Source organism: Kitasatospora sp. NPDC040550 (assembly GCF_055594965.1).
The window spans coordinates 65,950-87,283 of the sequence record NZ_JBVIWC010000017.1 but is presented as its reverse complement, the minus strand read 5'-3'; the positions used below and the strand labels follow the sequence as shown (position 1 = coordinate 87,283).

The following is a 21,334-nucleotide window of genomic DNA, read 5'->3' as shown; positions in this document are numbered from 1 at the left end:
CGGGTGCGCTCACGCGCAGCGACGCCACCCGGCCCGGACAGCGGGCCGGGGCCAGGAATTGAGCCGCATCCGAACCGGGAATAGCCTGGAACCACCGCCAGTTGGTGGGCACCCGGTGCTCCGTACGCCGCCCCCGCCGATCGGCACCGCATCCCTCGCGGTATCCCTGCGCGGTATCCCTGCGCGGTATCCATCCGCTGCGTCCATCTGCTGGGGGCGCTTGATGCACACCCACCCGGCACGGGCCCTGGCCGTCTGCTCGCCAGGGCACGGCAGACTTCATCTCTTCGTCGGCGCGGACGACGGCACCGTACGGCACCGGGCCTTCGACGGCGGCTGGCACCCTTGGCGCACCCTGGACGGCCCCTGGCCCACAACCGGCGCCCCCGGCGCCCCCGGCGCCCCCGGCGCCCCCTGTACCCCCAGCTCCACCGCCGCCCCCGGGTTCAACTGGCTGAGCGCGACGGCCGTCGAGGGCCGCCCGGTCGAGCTGTTCGCCCTCGGCACCGACGGCGAGCTGCGGTGCCTGCGCCCGGGCGCCGGGGAGCGCCCGCACTGGACGTCGCTCGGCACCCCGGCCCGGGGCGGCGGCCCGGTGACCGGCTTCACGGTCGTGCCGGGCCGGGCCGGTGAGGTCCGCCTCGTCCTGGACACCCTCCGGGACACCGGCACCCACGGTTGGGAATTCCTGCACGCCCACCCCAGCAAGGGGCCAATTGTGCTCCGTACGGGCGAGCGACCACCCGGCCACCTCGCGGCCGCGGCCGCCGCACCCGGCCGGGTCGACCTGCTCCTCGCCGACCCCCACGAACACCTGCTGCTCCACGCCCGCCTGGAGAGCGACACCCCGCCGACCCACCGGCCACCGCCCTGGGAGGCGCTCGGTCCGCTCCCCGACGGCGACGAACGCTCCCTCACCTGCCTCGCCGCGACGGAGCGTGACGTCTTCCTCGGTGGCGACCGCGGCCTCCACCACTCCGCCCTGACCCCCTGGCTCGGCTGGGAGCAGCTCGGCGGCGACCTCACCGCCGGGGCCCCGACCAGCACACGAGGCCCGACCGACGCCCGGCTGGCCGCCGTCGCCTCCGGCGGTGGCCGCCTCGACGTCTTCGCCGTCTGGTCCGGCACCGCCCTGATGCACCGCCGCTTCGACCACGGCTGGCAGGACTGGCAGCTCCTCGACCTGCCGGCCGCGCCCACGGACAGCTACCCCGTGCTGCGCCCCGAGGACCTGGTCACCCTGACGGTCCGGAGCCAGGGCCTGCACCAGCGGACCCTGCCCGACGGCACGGTGCAACTGATCGCCGACCCCGGCGGCGGGCACCTGCTGGTGGACGTCCCCCCGCAGCACCTGGCCGAGACGGTGGTGGAGTCGGGGCAGCCGCCCCAGGGCTTCCTGGCCGGGCCGTCGACCCTGTGCTTCGCCGTCGGCCCGGACCCGGTCACCCTCACCGTGGCCGGTCTGCTCGACGCGATGAACCGCCTGCCGCTGCTCGTCACGACCGCCACCACCGCCGACCTGCTGGCCCGGCTCGAAGTCCCCTGGAACCTGCTGCTCACCCTCCAGCCGGACGCCCGCTGCACCCACCGCACCCTGCCCGCCACCGGCGCGGCCGGCGGCACCGAACTGTGGCACAGCCGGATCGCCGGCCCGGACGGGCACCTGACGGCGCACCCCGTGCGGTCCCTGGCCGACGGCGCCGACCACGGCACCCCGCTGGACACCTGGTACGGCAAGATCGTCTCGGCCGCCGCCGAGGACCCGGCCGTCCCCCTCGCCGTCGACCGGCTGATCCTCAGCGCCTTCGGTGCCCGGTTCTGCGCCGCCGCCCACTGGCCCCGGCTGGAGTGGGCCCACGACGCCGCGCTCGGGCGGGACGTCCACGTCGAGGTGTCCGTCACCGGCGCCCTGTTCCCGTTCGGCCACCGGGCCGCCTACGTCGAGGTCTCCGACCGCCGGTTCGACGGCACGGACCCGGCGGTGGCCGCCCTGCATCGCAAGGCCTTCCTGATCGTCACCGAACCCGTCCGCGACGACTACGGCATCGGCGCGGGCGGCCCGCACGAGCGCCGGTTCCCGTTCCAGCGCGTCTGGATCGATCCCGGCCAGACCGGCGACCTCGACGACGCCTCCTGGATCCCGGTGGACTCCTCGGCCACCCCGCCGAGGTGCTTCTGGCCGACCAGGGGCGGCGCCCCGGTGGTGTTCACCCTCCAGGCCACGGCCGGGCAGCAGTACGTGGAGCTGCACCTGCCGCTGCTGTTCGTCGAGGACGCCGCCACCGGCGCCGACCACGGCGTGGCGCTCGACGGAATCTACGGGACCGGCCCGCACACCGGACCCTTCGCGAACCTCGGCCGCCCGCTCTCCGACATCGGCGTCCGCGTCCCGCTCGCCATGGCGTCGGCGACCCGGGCCGTGGACGGCGCCGTGCAGGAGGTCCAGTCGATGACCTTCGGCGGGACCGGGGCCGGGCTCTCCCCCAGCGGAGTCGGCTTCTACCCGCAGGTCACCCAACTCACCGTCGGCCTGCCGGCCGTCCGCCGGCTCCTCGGCCCGCTCCCGGCGCTCCCCGCCACCCTCGCGAAGGCGCTCGTCGACACGCCCTGGGGCAGCCCGACCCCCGACGCGCTGCTCGAACTCGTGACGCCCCTGCCGCTCGACTTCGGGGCCGCCGGGGCCCGGGTCGGCGGGCTGTCGGCGCCCAACATGACCGTGTCACAGGTCTCCCGCACGCTCGGGCCGGCCGTCAGCGACGCCTTCCAGACCGTGCCCGCCAAGCTGTTCGCCCCGGACGCCACCCTGTTCGGCGTCGTCCCGCTGAGCAGCCTCATCAAGGCCGTCTCCGGCCCGCCGACGCTCCTCTGGACCGGGGAGGACACGCCCACCCCGTCCGCGGAGCTGACCTGGCACCAGGGGCTGGCGCAGGACGCCGGCCCGTTCCACCACGGCAACGACTGCTCGTTGAGCATCGATGTGAAATCCCGACTGGTCGACGGCAGAGCGGAGATGCACGCCACCGGGGTGATCACCGACTTCCGGCTGATCGTCCCCGACCCGAACGCCCCCGCGTACGTCACTCTCACCTTCCCGTCGGTGACCTTCACCGCCGACCCCGGCAAACGGCTGGACCTCAAGGTCCGGCTCTCGGACGTCACGCTCGGCGGGGACCTCGGCTTCCTCGCCACCCTGGAGCAGTACCTCTCGTTCGGGGAGGACGGCCCGAGGATCGACACCTCGGCCACCGGCATCACCGCCTCGTACACCGTGGCCGTGCCCAGCATCGGCTTCCTGGTGTTCAGCCTGCAGAACCTGACCATCCAGATCGGCGTCACGCTCTCCCTGACCGACCAGCCCCTCCTGATGGACTTCGCGTTCGGCACCCGGGAGCGGCCGTTCCTGGTCACGGTGTCCGGCTTCGGCGGCGGCGGGTACCTGGAACTCGGCCTGAGCGCCGGCGGGACCGACAGCGGCCTGCAACGCTTCACCGGCGGGATCGAGTTCGGCGCGGCCATCGTGATGGACTTCGTCATCGTGTCCGCGGAGGTGCACGTCTTCGGTGGCGTCGTGTTCGCCAAGAACGGGACAGACACCGAGGTCACCGGGTACCTGCGGATCGGCGGCAGCGTCTCCCTGCTGGGGCTGATCAGCGTCTCGATCGAGCTGACCCTCGCCCTGACGTACGACGCCCCCAGCGGCTCACTGAGCGGCTCGGCCCGGCTCGTGGTCACCGTGGACCTCACCTTCTTCTCCAAGTCCTTCACGCTGGAGTGCCACAAGTGCTTCGGCAACTGCCCGCCCTCCGCCGGACAACGCGCCGCCCTCCCCGGCGCCTCGACCACCGCGGACCCCTCGGTCCGGGCCGCGCTCGGACCGCAGGGGCAGTCCTTCCCATGGCAGACCTACTGCCGGGCCTTCGCAGGGGAGTGAGCCATGTCATCGACCGGCCCGCACAACGGACCCGGCCCGCACGACTCGGCCGGCCCACACGACTCGGCCGGCCTGGAGCGGCAGTTCGTCTGGACGGTCATCCCGGCGGGCCGGGTGACAGCCGTCCCCGGGCAGTCCGAACCGATGGCCCTGCTGTCGGTGCTGCTGACACCGCGCCTGATCGGCCCGGCCGGAACGGCGCTCACCGTCACGGACTTCGGGCTGCAGGACTGGCCGCGGTGGCTCGCCGGCACGGGCTTCGAGGTCCGCCGCGCCGGACAGCCGCTGCGGTCCGTACGCGTCCCGTACACCGCCCTCGACGGAAGCACCGTCCAGTTCCCGCCGGACCGGCAACTCGCCGTCTGGCAGGCCCTGATCACCGCCACGATGCCGGTGGAGCCGTACCGGCCGAGCAGCTTCGACAGCCGCGACACCCAGGCCTTCCCGGCCGGCCGGGCCGGTACCGACGTCAAGGGCATCTACACCGCCACCGCCCAGGCCCACGCCGCACACCGCGGCGCGGCGCCGGAGAGCCACCCCGGGCTCCGGGCCGCGCTGCGCGCGATCGCCGACCAATGGCAGCCGGGCCTGCTGGCGCCCGTCGGCGCCCCGGCCGACGCCAACCCGACCGACGCCCCGACCGGTGCCACGCCGGCGCTCGCCCAGGCCTACGCCTTCTACCGGCGCGGCACCCCCGCCACCACTGCGCCACCAGACCGGATCGGCCCCGACGCCGCGCCCGTGCCCGAGTTCCACCAGACCGTCACACACCTGGTCGACCACCCCGTCGTCCTGCGAGCGCTCGGACTGCTGCTCGACCTCGCCGTCCCGGCCTCCGCGCTCACCCCGGTGGACCAGGCCCACCCGGCGGAGCTGAGCGTGGTGCCGCTGTGGCCCGGCCCGGGCCCGCACCCGCTGCCCGGCTGGAGCGCGGCGACCCAGACCGACCTCTCCCCCGCCACCGCCTACACCCTGACCGGCACCCGCTTCGTGCCCTCCTCCGTCGACGGACCGACCTCCACCGGGTTCAGCGACGGCCTGCTTCCGCTGACCGGCGCCGGTCTCGCACCCTCCGCGAACCCCCGCTTCGAGCTGCTGCCCTTCGACGTGGACGGTGCGGCCCTGCGGCTGGTCAGCACGGCCCGGTCGGACGCCGCGTCGGCCCCGCCCGAGGGGAGCTCCCCGGTTCCGGTCGGGGCGCTGCCCGCGCTGCACTCGACGGGCTTCGCCCTGGTGGACCGGGCGCGGCAGGAGGAACACGGCAAGCAGCTCCAGCGGGCGCGGCAGCGCGGCACCCCGGCCGGTCTGATGGCCTCGGCCCTGCTCGCGGACTCCCTCCTCGGCGGCTACCGGATGGACGTGTTCGACGACAAGCACCGGACCTGGCACTCGCTGTGCCGACGCCGGGTGCACTACACCGTCGGCGGCGTGCCGCTGCTGCCGGACGGCCTGCTGGACGAGGGCTACCTGCGCCCCGGCGCGGTGGTCACCGGCTTCGGCGACGCCGACACGCTGTACCTGCACGAGATCGTGGCCCGCTGGGACGGCTGGAGCCAGGTGGCCCAGCGGCCCGAACGGGTCACCGGTACCGGGGACACCGTGCCCGCCCCGGTGGCCACGGCCCTCGACACCACCGTGGAGTGCGACCCCGGTTCCCTGCCGCGGCTGCGGTTCGGCCGCACGTACCGGGTCCGGGTCCGGATCGCCGACCTCGCCGGCGGCGGGCCGCGCGCCGAGGAGGTCGGCCCCGCCGAGGCCCGGTCGGACCCGATCACCTACTACCGCTTCGAGCCGCTGCCGCCCCCGGAACTGGTGCCCACGAGGGAGTGGGACGACGGCGACGGCCACGACCGGATGGTGATCCGCAGCGACCGCGGCAGCTCCGCGGCCGACTACGCAACCCTCCACGGCTACCGCTCCTACGACCTGCGGCACCTGCTGCCGCCGAAATGCTCGCTCGCCCTGGCGATGCAGTACGACGGCGCCTTCGACGCCGCGCTGGGCCCCGCCGTGCCCGACACCGCGGTTGCCGGGCTCTTCGACGTCGCCACCCGGGCCGATCGCGAGGTCACCGACATCCCGGGCGCGCGTACCGTCCCCGCCGGACCGGCCGTGCCGTCCCCGTACGTCATCGTGCCCGAGACCGACGCGGCACTGCCCTGGCTGGCCGACCGGAGCGGCGTCTGCGCCGCCCTGAACGCCCGGCCCCGGCCGATCGACCCCGGCACCGGCCGGCCCGGGGCGATCGTCCCGCCCGACAAGGCCGTGATCGCCATCTGGCAGGGCGCCTGGCCAGACCTGCAGACCGCGTCCGTCCGGCTGGAGGCGGCCGCGAACGGCTGCACGGTGAGCCGGGCCGACCCACGGCACGTCACGGTCGCGCTCGGCCCGGCCGAGCAGGTGACCTTCGACATCCCGTCCTGCCCGACATACGGCGACGTCGCCCTGTTCGGCATCGCGCTCTGGCAGGGCGTCGACCCGAACGTGCCGCACCAGCCGGCCTTCCAGGACATCGTCGCCGGCCGGAACCGCCTGATCACGCCACCCCGCACGGTCACCCTGGTGCACGCGGTGCAACGCCCCCTCACCGACCCGGGCGGGCAGCTGACGGCCCGGCGGGGGCCCGGCGACCGGGACACCGTCCTCGCCCCGGACAACCTGCTGATCGACATCCCGAGCACCGGGCGGATCGACCTGCACGCCGAATGGACCGACCCGGACGACAACCCGCCCGCCGCACCGACCACCACCCGGCGGACGGCGCACGTCGGCTCGTACGAGGTCCAGCACCTGCCGCGCCTGGAGGCGCTCCCGGTGATCCGCCAGGAGTTCGGCGACACCCGCCACCACCACGTCAGCTACGCCGTGACGGCCGTGTCCCGCTTCGAGGACTGCTTCGCGCGCGTCCTCGCCTCCGACCCCGGCGCCTGTACCGCCACCGGGCAGCTCGCCGACCTCGACGTGCCGAGCACCGTGCGCCCGCCCGTGCCCCGACTGCTGCGCTGCGTACCGTCGTTCGGCTGGACCCGGATCACCGACGGGCAGCAGTCGCTCACCCGGCTGCGCCACGGCGGCGGCCTGCGGGTCCTGCTCGACCGGCCCTGGTACGTCTCGGGCGACGGCGAGGCCCTGGTGGTGCTCACCCTCCCGCCCGGACCGGTGCCCGCCGACGCCCTGCGCTTCGTCGCGGTCGCGGGGCGCGACCCGATCCGGGACACCGGCGCGCCGCCCGCCGTCATCACCGCCGCCCAGGTCAACGCGGCGCAGCGGGCCCAGGTCACCCTCCCCGAACTGCACCGCCAACTGGACGCCGCGCTGTACCAGGTCGAGTTCGACGCCGAGGGCGACTGCTGGTTCGCCGACCTGGACCTGGCACCGGTGGTCGCCGCCTCGTACTTCCCGTTCGTCCGGCTCGCCCTGGCCCGCTACCAGCCGCACACCCTGACCGGCATCCCCGACGTCTCGCCGGTGGTGCTGACCGAGCCGGTCCAACTCGCCCCGCAGCGGCGGCTGACGGTCACCCGGAGCGCCGGACGGGCGGGCGTCGTGCTGGAGGGCCTCGGGCCGGGCGGGGCCGGGAACACCGTCCGGACCGAACTCCAGGTCCAGGACCCCGGGGTGACGGCGCCGGACGGCGTCACCGGCTGGTCCACCGTGCTGACGGCCTCCGCCGTCCTCGGGCAGAGCAACATGATCAGCCTTCCGGACACCGGGCAGCGGGCCCAGCGCCTGGTGGTCCGGGAGTTCGAGACCCGACCGGCACCCTCCGGCGGCAACGCCCCGGGACGGCCGGTCTTCGTCGACGTCGTACCGCTCGGAGCCTGGTGACGGACGGTCACCGCGCCTCCGCGACAGGAGAAGCGATCATGGCAGACATCTTCCCCGACACCGGCCAGATCCGGCTCGCCAACCTCGCCACCACCGGGGTGCTCCCCTTCGTCGTCGACCAGTCGGCGTCGGCCTGGGCGCTGCTGGTGGTGGCCCTCGGACCGAACTGCGCACCCCTGGGCGGAAAGGCACCGGACATCGAACTCCGGGCGGGGACCGGGCCGCTCACCAGCATCCCGAAGGCGCCCGCCACCGCCTCGCTCGTCGACGCGACGGGGGCGGCGGTCGGAACCGCGTCCTGGACCAGGGACGCCTTCGACGTCTTCACGGTGCGGATCGACATCACCAACCCGGACGACCGCCCCTGGAGCCTGCGGATCACCAACGTCGACCCGCAGGAACTCGGCTTCGTCTGGTCCACCGCGGCGAGCCCGGACAAGGCCCTGCAGCCCCGGATCGTCATGGACACCACCCCGCTCCGGACGACCGTGGCCGTGGGCGAGGCCCTGCCGAAGATCTCGATCCCGATCTCCAACATCGGCACCGGTCCGCTGACCATCAACTCCCGGGCCGACCAGGCCATGGGCGCGGGCTACCTGCTGAGCGATGTCCCACCGAGTATCCCGCCCAACGGCTGCGACCACCTCGGGATCACGGTCACCCCCGCGTCCATACCGCCCGCCGCCGCCACGGTGACCACCACCTTCGTCCTGGACTGCGACGATCCGGTCGCCCGGGAGGTCACCCTGCAACTGTCCCGCGACGAGAAGAACAAGGACGTCAAGGACCACAAGGACGTCACCAAGGAGAACAAGGAGGACAAGGACGGCAAGGACCGCAAGGACGACAAGGAGAACAAGGACGCGATCAAGGAACACCCCGCCGAGCTCCTCGAGCCGGCCGCCGGAGCCAGCCCCCCGCCCGAGCACTTCATCCCGCCGACCCAGCGCCCCGACCTCGCCGACAGCGCCCTCCGGGACGAACCCCCCGAGCCGGGGCGGACGGAAGGGTAGGCGCCGGATGTGGCTGGTGCTCTGCGACCCGGCCGACCGCGCCGCCGTGTGGGCGTACGAAGGACTGCGCGCACGCGGGCTGGCACCGCTGGAACTGCTCTCCCCGCAGACCCTGCTCGGCTCCACGAGAACGACCCATCGCGTCGACCGCCTCGGCGCGCGCTTCGAACTCACCCTGCCCGACGGCCGCGTCCTGGACAGCCGCGACGTCGACGGCGTGCTCAACCGGGTGGCCTCCGCACCCTTCGGGATCCTGCCGTTCAGCACGCACACCGATGCCGTGTACGCCGCGCAGGAGCTGAGCGCGCTCCTGCTCAGCCTGCTCACCTGCCTGGCCCCCGTCTCGGTCAACCGCCCCTGCGGCTACGGGCTGTGCGGGGCCTGGCGCTCGACCGCGGAGTGGACCGCGCTCGCGATCCGGGCGGGGCTGCCGGTGCCGCCGGCCCGGATCTCCAGTGACCCGGACGTCGAACCGCCCACGGCCCCGCCCGGGCGCGGCGACGTCCTGGTGCTCGGCGAGCACGTGTTCGGCGTGCCCGTGGCCGAGGACGAGGAGCCGTACGTCCGGCTCGCCCGGCTCGCCGAGGCCGACCTCCTCGGCATCGACCTGCACCGCGACAACGGGAAGGACGACGACGGAAAGGGCGTTGACGGGAAGGGCGTTGACGGGAAGGGCGTTGACGGGAAGGGCGACGGGCCGCCGGCGGTCTTCGCGGGAGCGAGCCCGCTGCCCGACCTCCGCCCGGGCGGCGACGCGTTCCTCGACCGCCTGCTCAAGCACCTCACCGCGCTCTCGCCGGGTGCGCCGTGATCGTCGTCTGCGGCATCGCCAGCGAGTCGCCGGTCGCCCGGGTCACCGCCGAACTCGACGCGCTCGGCCTGCCGTTCGCCGTGCTCCACCAACGGCGTTTCCAGGAGCTGCCGTTGGAGCTGGAGGCCACCGGCACCGCCGTCCGGGGCCGGATCCGGTACGACGGCGGGACCGTCGACTGCGCCGACGTCACCGGCGTCTACCTCCGGCTGATGGACTGGCGCAGGCTCCCCGAGGTCCGCGGGGCGGACGAGTCCACGGTGCGCGGCTGCGCGTCCTGGCACGCGGCCGTGAGCACCTGGCTGGAGCTCGCCCCGGGCTGCGTGATGAACCGGGAGAGCGCGATGGCGTCCAACATGTCCAAGCCCCACCAGGCCCAGCTGATCCAGCGGTCCGGGTTCCTGGTCCCGGAGACCCTGGTGACCAACGACCCGGAGCTCGTCCAGGAGTTCAGGGAGCAGCACGGCGAACTGGTCTACAAGTCGATCAGCGGGGTGCGCTCGATCGTCCGGACCCTCGACCGGCAGGCGCTGGACCGGCTGCCGCTCATCCGCTACTGCCCGGTGCAGTTCCAGCGCCGCCTCACCGGCACGAACGTCCGGGTGCACACGGTCGGGGACGAGGTCCTCGCCACCCGGATCGAGACCGACCGGGTCGACTACCGCTACGCCCACAGCGAGGGCGGCCGCGCCGAGCTCTCCGCCTGGCAGCCTCCCGACGACCTCGCCGAGCGCTGTCTGCACCTCGCGGACCGGCTCGGGCTCGCCCTCGCCGGCATCGACCTGATGCTGGCCGACGACGGCGAGGTCTACTGCTTCGAGGTCAACCCCTGCCCGGCCTTCACCTACTACGAGGCCCACACCGGCCAGCCGATCGCCCGCGCCGTCGCCCTCGCACTCGCCGGGGGCTGACGGGGAGCGGGAACCCCGGGGCGCTACGACTCGGCGAGGCGGGCCGCCAGGGCGTCCAGGCCGAGCGAGCCCTGGGCGAGGACGGTACCGTGCCAGGCCCGGAGGTCGAAGGCGGCGCCCTGGCGGCGGCGGGCCTCCTCGCGGCCGCGCAGCCACACCCGTTCGCCCAGCTTGTAGCCGATGGCCTGGCCGGGCCAGCCCAGGTAGCGGTCGATCTCGCTGCTGCGGCGCGGGAGTTCGCTGCCGTGGTGGGCGGCCATGAACGCGGTGGCGAGCTCCGGGGTCCAGCGTTCGCCGGGGTGGAAGCCGCTGTCGGCGGGCACGGCGAGCTCCAGGTGCATGCCCAGGTCCACGATCACGCGGATGATCCGGAGCATCTGCTTGTCCAGGTAGCCGAGCCGCCGGGCGGGGTCGGTGAGGAAGCCCAGTTCGTCCATCAGGCGCTCGGCGTACAGCGCCCAGCCCTCCTTGTCGGCGCTGACCGCGCCGAGGGTGATCTGGTACGTGCTCAGCCGGTCGGCGGAGGCGGTCCAGCGGGCGGTCTGGAGGTGGTGGCCGGGGACGCCCTCGTGGTACCAGGTGCTGACGAGCTGCCAGGTCGGGAAGGACCGCCGGCCGAGGGTGGGCAGGTAGGTGCGGCCGGGGCGGCTGAAATCCAGGCTGGGGCCGTTGTAGTAGGGCGCGCCCGAGCTGCCGGGCGGTGCGATCCTGGTCTCGACCCGGCGCAGCGGGCCGGAGATGTCGAAGTGGGTGCCGTCGAGGGCGTCGATCGCCTCGTCGACGACCTGCTGGAGCCAGGCGCGGACGTTCTCCTCGCCGTCGACGGCGTGGCCGTGCCGGTTGAGGTGGTCCATGGCGGCCCGGGGGCCGGCGCCGGGGAGGATGCGGTCCGCCTCGGTGCGCATCTCGGCGACCGTGCGGTGGAACTCCTCCCAGGCCCAGCCGTACGCCTCGGCCGGGTCGAGGTCGGCGCCGTTGGCCCAGCGGGCGGAGCGCAGGTAGCGCTCGCGGCCGACGGCGTCCGGGGTGCCGTCGGCGGCGGGCAGGTAGGTGTCGTGCAGCCAGTCGCGGAAGGCCGCGGTGGCGGAGGTGGCGCGGTCGGCGGCGGCGTCCAGTTCGGGGCGCAGCCGGGCGGGGCCGGCCGCGGTGAAGCCGTTGAACCAGCTCCCGCCGCCGGAGCGGCCGGTCCAGGCGTCCAGTTGGGCGATGGTCGCGCGGGCCTGCCGGGGTGCGCTCAGCAGTCCCCGGGCGATGCCCTCGGTCAGGGTGGCGCGGTAGCCGTCCAGCGCTCCGGGCACGTTGCGCAGCCGGCCGGCGACGGCCGCCCACTGCTCCTCGGTCTCGGTGGGCATCATCGTGAGGACGCCGCGCACCTTGTGCAGCGGGGAGTTGACGTTGCGCAGCTGACGGAGGTGGTCCCCGGCCTCGTGCACGGCGAGTTCGGCGGTCAGCCGTTCCCGCAGCAACAAGGCGCAGTCCCGATCGGCACGGCCCCGGTCGGCACGGTCCCGATCGGCAGGGTCCCGGTCGGCGGCTCCGTCCGGGGGCGCGGCGGCGTCGAGGGCGGCCAGCGTCCGCCGCCCCAGTTCAGCGAGCGCCTCGAAGCCCTCCGGGGACAGGTCCGGCTGCCGGTCGTCCTCCGGGTGCAGGCCGAGTCTGGTCGAGGTCGCCGGGTCGAGTGCCGCGACCTGGGCGACGTACCGGTCGGCGATGCTGCGGGCGGACTCCGGCGTCTCGGGCATGTGCCCCATGCTGGCGCAGCGGCCGACCCGCCGTCCAGGGCACCTCGGCTCCGGACGGCGGGTCGGCGGGGCACTGCGGGCTCAGCCCTGGCAGAGGCCGCGGCTGTAGTCGAAGGTGGCGGCGGCCTGCGAGTACTGCCACTGCGGGGCCAGCAGCTGCTGGTCCAGCTGCGCGGCGGCGGTGCGGTTCTCCACGACGTAGCCGAAGTCCTGGAGCCAGGCCGGGTAGAGGTTCTTGGAGCCGATGAAGAAGGCGGAGCCGTCGACCGAGACCAGCTTGTGGTGCAGCGCGTACGGGTGGCCGTCGGCCCAGGTGGGGGCGGACGAGGCCCGGAACGGGGCGAGTTGGAGGTTGCGGCACATCGCGGTCCGGGCCTGCGCCGGGTCGCCGAGGCGGGCGGTGAGCCGGGCCGCGAGGGTGTCGCTGATCTCGTTCAGGGACTTGATCTGCGAGTAGCCGCCGCTGCCGACCGCGCCGCGGTTGCCGGGGTCGCTGACCACGATGCGGACCTTCACCCCGTCGGCGAGCTTGCCCGCGAGCAGGTCGAAGAGCCGGGCGTCGTAGCGGGGCATCGGCGGGCAGGTGCCGGTCACGTCCTGCTGGGAGATGTCGATCCGGCTGGCGGCGCCGGCGACCAGGGCGCGCAGCGCGTTCTCCTCGGGGTTGACCGTCTCGTAGTCGCGGTCGTCGTTGGTGCGGTCGGGCAGGCCGATCGGGCCGCACTTGACGTCGGTCGGGCGCGCCGTCCGGTCCGGGCGGTAGTCGGAGTCGGGGTCCGCGTCGGTGATCCCGACTCCGAGGCCGCCGATCGCGATCACCGGGACGTCGCCGGTGGCGGGCACCTGCCCGGCCGCCGGGTTGCGGCGCTTCTCCAGGTCGGGGGTGCACCTCGCGCCGTTCGTGGAGGCGAACCAGGCGGCGGAGAGCACTCCGGTGTTGCGGCAGGTCCAGTCCCAGAGGGTGTCCAGGTACGCACCGGCGGAGGCGGCGGCCGGGCCGCTGAGCGCGAGGTCGACGTCGGTGACCGGGTGGGCGGTGTCGAGGTAGTCGCCCTTCCAGTTGTTGATGCCGCCGGTGATGACGCTCTGCCCGTCCACCACCAGCAGCTTGGAGTGGTTCCAGGAGAACGCGGTCTTCGCGGTGGTCATCGAGGCCACCTCGATGGTGACGCGGCCGGCGGCGTCACCGAGTCGGGCCACCAGGTCGTCCCGGTACTTGGACGGCAGCGCGGTGATGTTGAGCAGCGGCGCGGCCCCGGCGAGGACCCGCACGTGCGGGGTGTTCCCGGCGGCCACCGAGGCCTTGAGGCCGTCGGCGATGGCGTCCTGGAACGCACCGTCCGGGAAGGGGGCGAGGGTTGATATGTCGACGGTCCGGGTGGCCCGCCCGATGTTCTCCCGCATCCGGTCGAGCAGCTGCTTCGTGCCGGTCCGCTCGGTGCAGGAGGCGTCGCCCCAGCAGCCCGGCGTCTGCAGCAACCACCCGCCCGGGTTCCCGGCCGGCGCGTCGAGCCGGTTGCCGGCGGTCCGCTGCCAGACCGTCCCCTCCAGCCCGGGCGACACCCGACGCAGCGTCCGCTCCACCGCGTCCAGGTACGGCGCGGCCTCGGCGGGCACGGTCGACGCCGGCGCGGCCGACACCGGCGCGGTCGGCGTCGGCGCGGGAGCCGAATCGGCGAAGGCGGGAGCAACGGGCAGCGCACCGACGGCGGCGGCGAGGGCCAGCGCGGTACCGGCCAGACGGCGGCCGGAGCGGCGGGAGTGAGGAGAGAGCACGTACGAGTCCTTCATGCGAGGCCGGGGACGTTCACCCGGACGACACCCTTAAATTACCCTAAAGTAACCAAATCTGCTGTCAGGGTCTCATCAAGAGCACCAACTCGACCGCACACCAACCGACTTCACGCCACATCACCCTGATGGCCACTCAGTCGCCGGAACGAGGAAGCCTCCGCACCGATCCGGTGCGGAGGCTTTTCTGCCAAGGCCAGGTCAACTCCAGAGCTGGGCGTCCTTGTTGTAGGTGTAGTCGAGCACGTCGGAGTAGCCCGCCCGGTAGTAGTCCCAGGTCCCGTCGTCCGCGACCACGGCCACCGTCTGCCCGGTGTTGTTGACCAGCGAGGCGGCGTTGTCCGCCACGGTCTGCCCCCAGCCGGCGCCGTTGTTCCCCCAGTGGCCGAAGTGGGCGTTGCGCAGATCGACGGTCTGCCCGACCGACCAGTTCTCCCACGCGCCCCAGCCGTACTGCGGCGAGTGGAAGTAGAGGCACACGTTCCCGCTCGGGCAGGCCTCCGCCCCGGTCGGCTGGGACGCGGCCGACGCGCCCCCGGTCGCCATGCCCGTCGCTCCGAGCGCCAGCGCCACCACGGCGGCGACCTCGGCCGTACGGCGTCCGACCCTGATCCGCATTGCGTCCCCCTGGAAGTCCACGGTGCCCGACGAACCGGCGGCCGACGGCCATGAGCAGCCCCCGGCCGAACCCGCGCAAGGCTCGCACGATCGGGCCCGCCCCACCAGAAGTGCCGACGCCTCCGCTTGTGTGGACTTCTCGGCGCGGCAGCGTCGCCGGACGCAGAAAAGAGCCGGGGCCGACGCACCAAGTGCGCCGACCCCGGCTCCTACTGAGTAGCGGGGACAGGATTTGAACCTGCGACCTCTGGGTTATGAGCCCAGCGAGCTACCGAGCTGCTCCACCCCGCGTCGATGTCCCAACCATAGGCCACGCCCGGGCGAAAACGGAAATCGGTTTCCCGGCGGGCTCCCCCGCCCTCCCGTCCAGGCGCCCCGGCCCTCCCGTCCAGGCTCCCCGGCCCTCCCGTCTCCGGGGTTCGCCCCGCCGGTACCGGGAACCGGCGGGGCGAGCCCGCCCGGCCTAGAGCACGCCGGGTTCGGGCTTGTCGAGGCAGCCGGTCATGGTCCTCCCAGGACTCGAAGGGGCTCGTAGGAGCCCGAAGGGATTCGGTGCCCACAGCTGATCAGCCGCCGGTGGACGGGTGATCAACGCCGTCAGCAGATCCGCGGCAGCTGCTCGCCCATCGGCAGGTCCACGACCCGGGTGCCGCCGAAGCCGGTACGGGCGACGACCATCCCCGGGTGGTCCTCGACGCACTCGCCGATCACCACCGCCTCCGCGCCCAGCGGGTGGGCCCGCATGGCGGCGAGCACGGCGTCCGCCTCGACGCGCGGGACGAAGGCCACCAGCTTGCCCTCGTTGGCGATGTACATCGGGTCCAGGCCCAGGACGGCGCAGGCGTTGGCCACCGGGTCCGGCACGGGGACGGCGCGTTCGCTCAGCACCACGCCCACCCCGGCCGCCGCCGCGATCTCGTTGAGCGCCGCCGCCAGCCCGCCCCGGGTGGGGTCCCGGAGCACGTGCAGGTCACGGGTCGCCCCGAGCATGGCTTCGACCAGTCCGCCGAGCGCCGCGCAGTCGCTGCGCACCTCGACCCCGAACTCCAGCCCCTCCCGGACGCTCATGATCGCCACCCCGTGCAGCCCGATCGGCCCGCTGACGATCACCACGTCGCCCGGGCGGGCCCGCTGCGGCCGGATGTCGACCCCGGCCGGGACGAGCCCGATGCCGGCGGTGTTCAGGTAGACGCCGTCGCCGTGCCCGGCCTCGACCACCTTGGTGTCGCCGGTGACCACCTCGACCCCGGCGGTGCGGGCGGCGGCGCCGAGCGCCCGGGCCACCCGGTCCACCACGGCCAGCTCCACCCCCTCCTCCAGGATGAAGCCGCAGGACAGGTAGGCCGCCCGGGCCCCGCTCATGGCCAGGTCGTTGACGGTGCCGTTGACGGCGAGGTCGCCGATGCAGCCGCCGGGGAAGAACAGCGGCCGCACCACGTAGGAGTCGGTGGAGAAGGCCAGCCGCGCGCCGCCCAGGTCGAGCACCGCGGAGTCGCCGAGACCGGCCAGCGCCCGGCTGCCGTAGGCGGGCGCGAAGATGTTCTCCACCAGCTCGGCGGACATCGCCCCGCCGCCGCCGTGCCCCATCACCACCCGGGGGTGGTCGCGCAGCGGCAGCGGGCAGCTCAAGCCTGCGAAGTCCGGCGCACCGGCCGAGCCGGGCGCACCGGCGCCGTCGGCCTGTTCGGTGAGCAGTTCGGTGTCAGCCAACGGGGCTCGCCTCCTGGACGGGGCTCGGCGTGCTCGACCCGGTCGGCGTGCTCAGCCGCCGGTAGAGGTAGTACGCGGCGCAGGCCCCCTCGCTGGAGACCATGGTGGCGCCGAGCGGGGTGCGCGGGGTGCAGACGGTGCCGAAGGCCTCGCACTGGTGGGGCTTGAGCAGCCCCTGGAGCACCTCGCCGGCCCGGCACTGGGCGGGTTCGCTGGTCCGGATGCCCCCGACGTCGAAGCGGTGCTCGGCGTCGTGGTCCCGGTAGCGCGGGGAGAGCCGCCAGCCGCTCTGCGGGATGACCCCGATGCCGCGCCAGGCCCGGTCGGTCACCTCGAAGACGTCCTCCAGCATGGCGCGGGCGGCCGGGTTGCCCTCGGGGCGGACGGCCCGCGGGTAGGCGTTGTCGACGGTGTGCTCGCCGCGCTCCAACTGCCGTACGGTGCGCCGGATCCCCTCCAGGATGTCGAGCGGCTCGAAGCCGGTGACGACGATCGGGACGCGGTGGCGTTCGGCGAGCGCGGGGTACTCGGCGGTGCCCATCACGCTGCACACGTGCCCGGCGGCCAGGAAGGCCTGGACCCGGCAGTCCGGCGATTCCATGATCGCATCGATCGCCGGGGGCACCCGGACGTGCGAGACCAGCATGCTGAAATTGCCCAGGCGCTGCTTGCGGGCCAGGTGGACGGCCATCGCGTTCGGCGGGGCGGTGGTCTCGAAGCCGATGCCGAAGAAGACCACCTCCCGGTCCGGGTTCTCCCGGGCGATCCGCAGCGCGTCGAGCGGTGAGTACACCACCCGGACGTCACCGCCCTCGGCCCGGACCCGGAACAGGTCGCGGTCGGTGCCGGGCACCCGCAGCATGTCGCCGAAGGAGCAGAAGATGACCCCCGGGCGGGCGGCGATGGCGAGCGCCCGGTCGATCACCTCCAGCGGGGTGACGCACACCGGGCACCCCGGACCGTGGATCAACTCGACCTCCTCCGGCAGGAGTTGGTCGATGGCATGCCGGATGATGCTGTGCGTCTGGCCGCCGCACACCTCCATCAGCGCCCAGGGCCGGGTGACCGTCGCCCTGATGTCGGCGAGCAGCCCCTCGGCCAGCTCGGGGTTGCGGAACTCCTCCAGGTACTTCACCGCCCCGCCTCCTCGACCGCCGCGGGCTGCCCCGCCGCCTCCCATGGATCGCCGAACTCCTCCTGCAGCAGCCCGAGTTCCTCGAACAGCTCCAGGGTCCGCCGGGCCGACTCCTCGTCCAGGCGCTGCAACGCGAACCCCACGTGGACGATGGCGTACTCCCCCACCGCCAGGTCGGGCAGGTACTCCAGGCAGACGTCCTTGACCACCCCGCCGAAGTCCATCACCGCCATTCTGGTCCCGTCGCGTTCCTCGATCTCCGTCACCCTGCCGGGCACTGCCAGGCACATCCGCTGTCACTCCTCCCGGGCGGCCGACGACCGGCCGGCCACCATCAGCTGGCCGAGCGCCAGCCCTCCGTCGTTGGGCGGCACCCGGCGGTGCCGCAGCACGGTGAAGCCGTCCTCCCCGAGGCCGCTCGCGCAGGCCGAGGAGAGCAGCGCGTTGGCGAAGACCCCGCCGCTCAGCGCCACCGTCGAAATCCCGTACTCCCGGCGGGCGTTCGCGCAGACCCGCCGGACGGCCCCGGCGACCGCGCCGTGGAAGCGGGCGGCGATCAGCCCGGTCGGCGCACCGGCCGCAAGGTCCGCCACCACCGCGGCCAGCACCGGCCCCGGTTCGACGGTCCAGCCGCCCGCGCGCTCCGCCAGCCCGAAGGCGTAGTAGCCCGCCGCCGGGCCGAACTCCACCGCGGCCGCTTCCAGTTCGATCGCCGCCTGGGCCTCGTACCCGGCCCGGTGGCAGACCCCGGCGAGCGAGGACACCGCGTCGAACAGCCGGCCCATGCTGGAGGTCGGCACGCAGTTCAACCCGCGCTCCAACTGCTGCTCCAGCAAGCGCAGTTCGTCTTCCGGGCAGGTCCGCACCGGCGGCAGCCCGGCCGCCCAGGGCAGCCCGGCGGCGCGCAGGTGGGCGAGCGCCGTCCGGTACGGGCGCTCGACCGCGGCATCGCCGCCCGGCAGCGGCACGTAGCCGAGGTGGGCGACGCGGCGGTACCCGTCGTAGTCGGCCAGCAGCACCTCACCGCCCCAGATCGCGCCGTCCTCGCCGTAGCCGGTGCCGTCGAAAGCGACGCCGAGGACCGGCCGCCCGCCGTCCAGGCCGTGTTCGGCCAGGACGGCGGCGACGTGGGCGTGGTGGTGCTGCACCCGGCGCACCGGACGGCCGGCGGCGGTGCGCTCGGCGTGGTGCAGCGAGCGGTAGCCGGGGTGCCGGTCGGCGACCAGCAGTTCGGGCCGCACCCCGCTGACCAGGCCGAGCTGGTCCACCGCCCGGTCGAAGGCGCGCAGGGTGGCCAGGTCGTCCATGTCACCGATGTGGCCGGACAGCCAGGCGTAGCCGTCGCGGGCGAGCGCGAAGGTGTTCTTGAGGTCGCCGCCGACCGCCAGCACCGGCCGCACGGGCACCGGCAGCGGGAGCGGCAGCGGGGCGTACCCGCGCGAGCGGCGCAGCGGCAGCTGCTCGCCGTCCACCACCCGCACCACCGAGTCCTCGCAGGGCACGTGGATCGGCCGGTCGTGGGTGAGCCAGCCGTCGACCAGCGGGGCGAGCGCTTCGAGCGCGTGCCGGTCGTCGGTGACGATCGGCTCGCCGGAGAGGTTGGCGCTGGTCATCACCAGCAGGTCGGGCCCGGGCGCGGCGAGCAGCAGGTGGTGCAGCGGGGTGTACGGGAGCATCACCCCGAGGTCGGGGCTGCCCGGGGCGACGGCCGGGAGGTCCGCGGCGAAGCCCCCGGGGCGGCGCAGCAGGACGATGGGCCGGACGGCGCCGGTGAGCAGTTCCCGTTCGACCGGCCCGACCGGGACGAGCGCCTCGACGGTGGCGAGGTCGCGGGCCATCACGGCGAAGGGCTTGTCGCCGCGCCGCTTGCGCCGCCGCAGCAGGGCGACGGCCGCGGCGTCGCGCGCGTCGCAGGCCAGGTGGTAGCCGCCGATGCCCTTGACGGCGAGCACCGCCCCGTCGGCGAGCAGCCGCCGGGCCTGCGCCAGGGCCTCCTCGCCGCCGAGCCCACCGAGGCCGCCGAGCCCACCGGGTTCACCGAGCCCACCGGGTTCGGCGCGTCCGCGCAGCGTGAGGGCGAGCCGCGGCCCGCAGGCGTGACAGGCCACGGGCTGGGCGTGGAAGCGGCGGTCGGCCGGGTCGGTGTACTCCCGGGCGCAGTCCGCGCACATCGGGAAGCCCGCCATGGTGGTGTTGGCCCGGTCGTAGGGCAGGCCGGTGACGATGGTGTGCCGGGGGCCGCAGTTGGTGCAGCTGATGAACGGGTGGCGGTGGCGCCGGTCGGCCGGGTCGGTGAGTTCGGCCAGGCAGTCGGCGCAGACGGCGACGTCGGGCGGGATCAGGGTGGCCCGGGGCCCGTCGGTGCGGGAGGGGGTGATGGCGAACCCGGTGGCGCCGGTGGCGGCGAGCGGCGCGTGCTCGACGGAGGCGACCTGGGCGAGCGGCGGCGCGTCGGCGGCCACCCGGCGGCAGAACGCGTCCAGGGCGGCCGGGCTGCCCTCGACCTCGGCGAGGACGCCCTCCCCGGTGTTGGTGACGCTGCCGGCCAGCCCGAGCTCCCCGGCCAGTGCGAAGACGAAGGGCCGGAAGCCGACGCCCTGCACCAGCCCCCGGACGGCGACCCGCCGCCGTTCACGGTCGAGCGCCGTCACGGCGTCCCCGGCACCGCGTGCGAGTGCTCCGCGTCCGAGTGCCCCGGCTGCCCGACGTGCGCGTGCCCCCCGTGCGCGTGACCGCCGTGCGCGTGCTCGCCCTGCCCGGCCGCCATCACCGGCCGGTGCGGCGCCGCGCCGTCCAGCACCGCGAGCGCCCGGTCCAGCAGCACCCCCACGCCGTCCCCGGTCCGGGCCGAGGTGGGCACCACCTCCACCCCGGGGTTGACCCGCTGGACGTTCGCCAGGAACGCCGCCTCGTCGAACTCGGCCGCCGCCGCGAGGTCCGCCTTGGTCACCAGCACCAGGTTGGCCAGCCCGAACGCGGTCGGGTACTTGAGCGGCTTGTCCTCGCCCTCGGTGACCGAGGCGAGCACGACCCGCAGCGATTCGCCGAGGTCGTAGGAGGCCGGGCAGACCAGGTTGCCGACGTTCTCCACGAACAGCAGCCGACAGTCCTGCGGCAGCCAGCCGTCCAGGTGCCCGGCGAGCATCCGCGCCTCCAGGTGGCAGAGCCCGTCGGTGAGCACCTGCTTCACCGGTGCGCCCGAACGGGCGAGCCGCAGCGCGTCGTTCTCGGTGGCGAGGTCGGCGGTGAGCGCGGCGACCGGGATCCCGCGCCGCCGGGCCAGCCCCAACTCGGCTTCCAGCAGGGCGGTCTTGCCGCTGCCGGGGCTGGAGAGCAGGTTGACGGCGACCGTCCCGCGGGCGGTCAGCGCGGCCCGCAGCTCGTGGGCGCTGTCGTCGTTGCGGGCGAGCACCGCCCGGCGGAGGTCGACCGTGTGGCCCGACTGGCACATCGGTTTCAGCCTTTCTGTTCGGCCGGGACGCCGGGGCCCGCGGCCCACTCGACGTCGAGGATCTGGAGCTCGCGCCCGGCGAGCAGCTCGACGCCCACGCCGGAGCGGCAGTCCGGGCAGCCGAGGTCCGGCGGCATGCCGACGGCCCACTCGACGGCGCAGGGCGAGCAGCGGGCGCGTGCCGCGACGGACTCGGTGTCCAGCACCGCGCCCTCCACCAGCGTTCCGGCGCAGGCGAGTTCGAAGCAGAAGTCGAGGGCCTCCGGCACCACGCCCGCCAACTCGCCGACCTGCAGCCGGACCCGGGCCACGCCGGGGGCCCGGTGTTCGCGCGCGGCCGTGTCCACCTGCTCGACGACGGCGGCGGCGATCGACATCTCGTGCATCGGTCCC

14 protein-coding genes and 1 tRNA gene are annotated in these 21,334 nt (G+C 74.3%); 5 read left to right on the top strand and 10 right to left on the bottom strand.

Annotated elements, in window-relative coordinates; all coding sequences use genetic code 11:
• The first annotated feature begins 223 nt into the window (after positions 1-223).
• From ACZ58X_RS24495 to ACZ58X_RS24475, 5 genes are read left to right on the top strand one after another with little or no spacing between them, the layout of a single operon-like run.
• Entirely contained in the window at positions 224-3,931 is a 3,708-nt protein-coding gene (locus ACZ58X_RS24495; protein WP_470335733.1) for a PLL family lectin, read from the top strand.
• A 3-nt stretch (positions 3,932-3,934) separates the two neighbouring features.
• Positions 3,935-7,759 (top strand): hypothetical protein, encoded by a 3,825-nt coding sequence (locus ACZ58X_RS24490; protein WP_470335732.1) that lies wholly within the window; start codon positions 3,935-3,937, stop codon positions 7,757-7,759.
• Positions 7,760-7,797: 38 nt separating this feature from the next.
• Complete coding sequence (locus ACZ58X_RS24485; RefSeq protein WP_470335731.1) at positions 7,798-8,772, top strand: hypothetical protein; 975 nt, start codon at positions 7,798-7,800, stop codon at positions 8,770-8,772.
• Between the two features lie 7 nt (positions 8,773-8,779).
• Positions 8,780-9,583, top strand: a complete 804-nt coding sequence (locus ACZ58X_RS24480) for a hypothetical protein (protein ID WP_470335730.1) — start codon at positions 8,780-8,782, stop codon at positions 9,581-9,583.
• A complete protein-coding gene (locus ACZ58X_RS24475) occupies positions 9,580-10,494 on the top strand; it encodes an ATP-grasp domain-containing protein (RefSeq protein ID WP_470335729.1) in 915 nt (304 codons plus the stop codon). The genes ACZ58X_RS24480 and ACZ58X_RS24475 overlap by 4 nt, the downstream gene beginning before the upstream one ends.
• Before the next feature lie 23 nt (positions 10,495-10,517).
• On the opposite strand, the gene ACZ58X_RS24470 is transcribed toward ACZ58X_RS24475, so the two are convergent.
• The 10 genes from ACZ58X_RS24470 to hypA form a co-directional block, all read right to left on the bottom strand.
• Complete coding sequence (locus ACZ58X_RS24470) at positions 10,518-12,236, bottom strand: DUF885 domain-containing protein (RefSeq protein WP_470335728.1); 1,719 nt, start codon at positions 12,234-12,236, stop codon at positions 10,518-10,520.
• An 81-nt stretch (positions 12,237-12,317) separates the two neighbouring features.
• A complete protein-coding gene (locus ACZ58X_RS24465) occupies positions 12,318-14,012 on the bottom strand; it encodes a phospholipase D-like domain-containing protein (protein WP_470335727.1) in 1,695 nt (564 codons plus the stop codon).
• A gap of 216 nt (positions 14,013-14,228) precedes the next feature.
• Complete coding sequence (locus ACZ58X_RS24460; RefSeq protein WP_470335726.1) at positions 14,229-14,645, bottom strand: peptidase inhibitor family I36 protein; 417 nt, start codon at positions 14,643-14,645, stop codon at positions 14,229-14,231.
• 217 nt (positions 14,646-14,862) lie between these two features.
• A tRNA-Met gene (locus ACZ58X_RS24455) sits at positions 14,863-14,936 on the bottom strand.
• A 306-nt stretch (positions 14,937-15,242) separates the two neighbouring features.
• Positions 15,243-16,274: a hydrogenase expression/formation protein HypE gene (gene hypE / locus ACZ58X_RS24450; protein ID WP_470335832.1), complete on the bottom strand. Its 1,032-nt coding sequence runs from the start codon at positions 16,272-16,274 to the stop codon at positions 15,243-15,245.
• 73 nt (positions 16,275-16,347) lie between these two features.
• On the bottom strand, positions 16,348-17,490 hold the full coding sequence (gene hypD, locus ACZ58X_RS24445) for a hydrogenase formation protein HypD (protein WP_470335725.1): 1,143 nt from the start codon (positions 17,488-17,490) through the stop codon (positions 16,348-16,350).
• Positions 17,487-17,780, bottom strand: coding sequence for a HypC/HybG/HupF family hydrogenase formation chaperone (locus ACZ58X_RS24440; RefSeq protein ID WP_360236827.1), 294 nt, complete (start codon positions 17,778-17,780; stop codon positions 17,487-17,489). The genes hypD and ACZ58X_RS24440 overlap by 4 nt, the downstream gene beginning before the upstream one ends.
• Before the next feature lie 6 nt (positions 17,781-17,786).
• Positions 17,787-20,141, bottom strand: coding sequence for a carbamoyltransferase HypF (gene hypF, locus ACZ58X_RS24435; RefSeq protein WP_470335724.1), 2,355 nt, complete (start codon positions 20,139-20,141; stop codon positions 17,787-17,789).
• Positions 20,138-20,941, bottom strand: a complete 804-nt coding sequence (gene hypB, locus ACZ58X_RS24430) for a hydrogenase nickel incorporation protein HypB (RefSeq protein WP_470335723.1) — start codon at positions 20,939-20,941, stop codon at positions 20,138-20,140. Before hypB ends, hypF begins: the two co-directional genes overlap by 4 nt.
• A gap of 5 nt (positions 20,942-20,946) precedes the next feature.
• Positions 20,947-21,327 (bottom strand): hydrogenase maturation nickel metallochaperone HypA, encoded by a 381-nt coding sequence (gene hypA / locus ACZ58X_RS24425; protein ID WP_470335722.1) that lies wholly within the window; start codon positions 21,325-21,327, stop codon positions 20,947-20,949.
• Positions 21,328-21,334 lie beyond the last annotated feature (7 nt).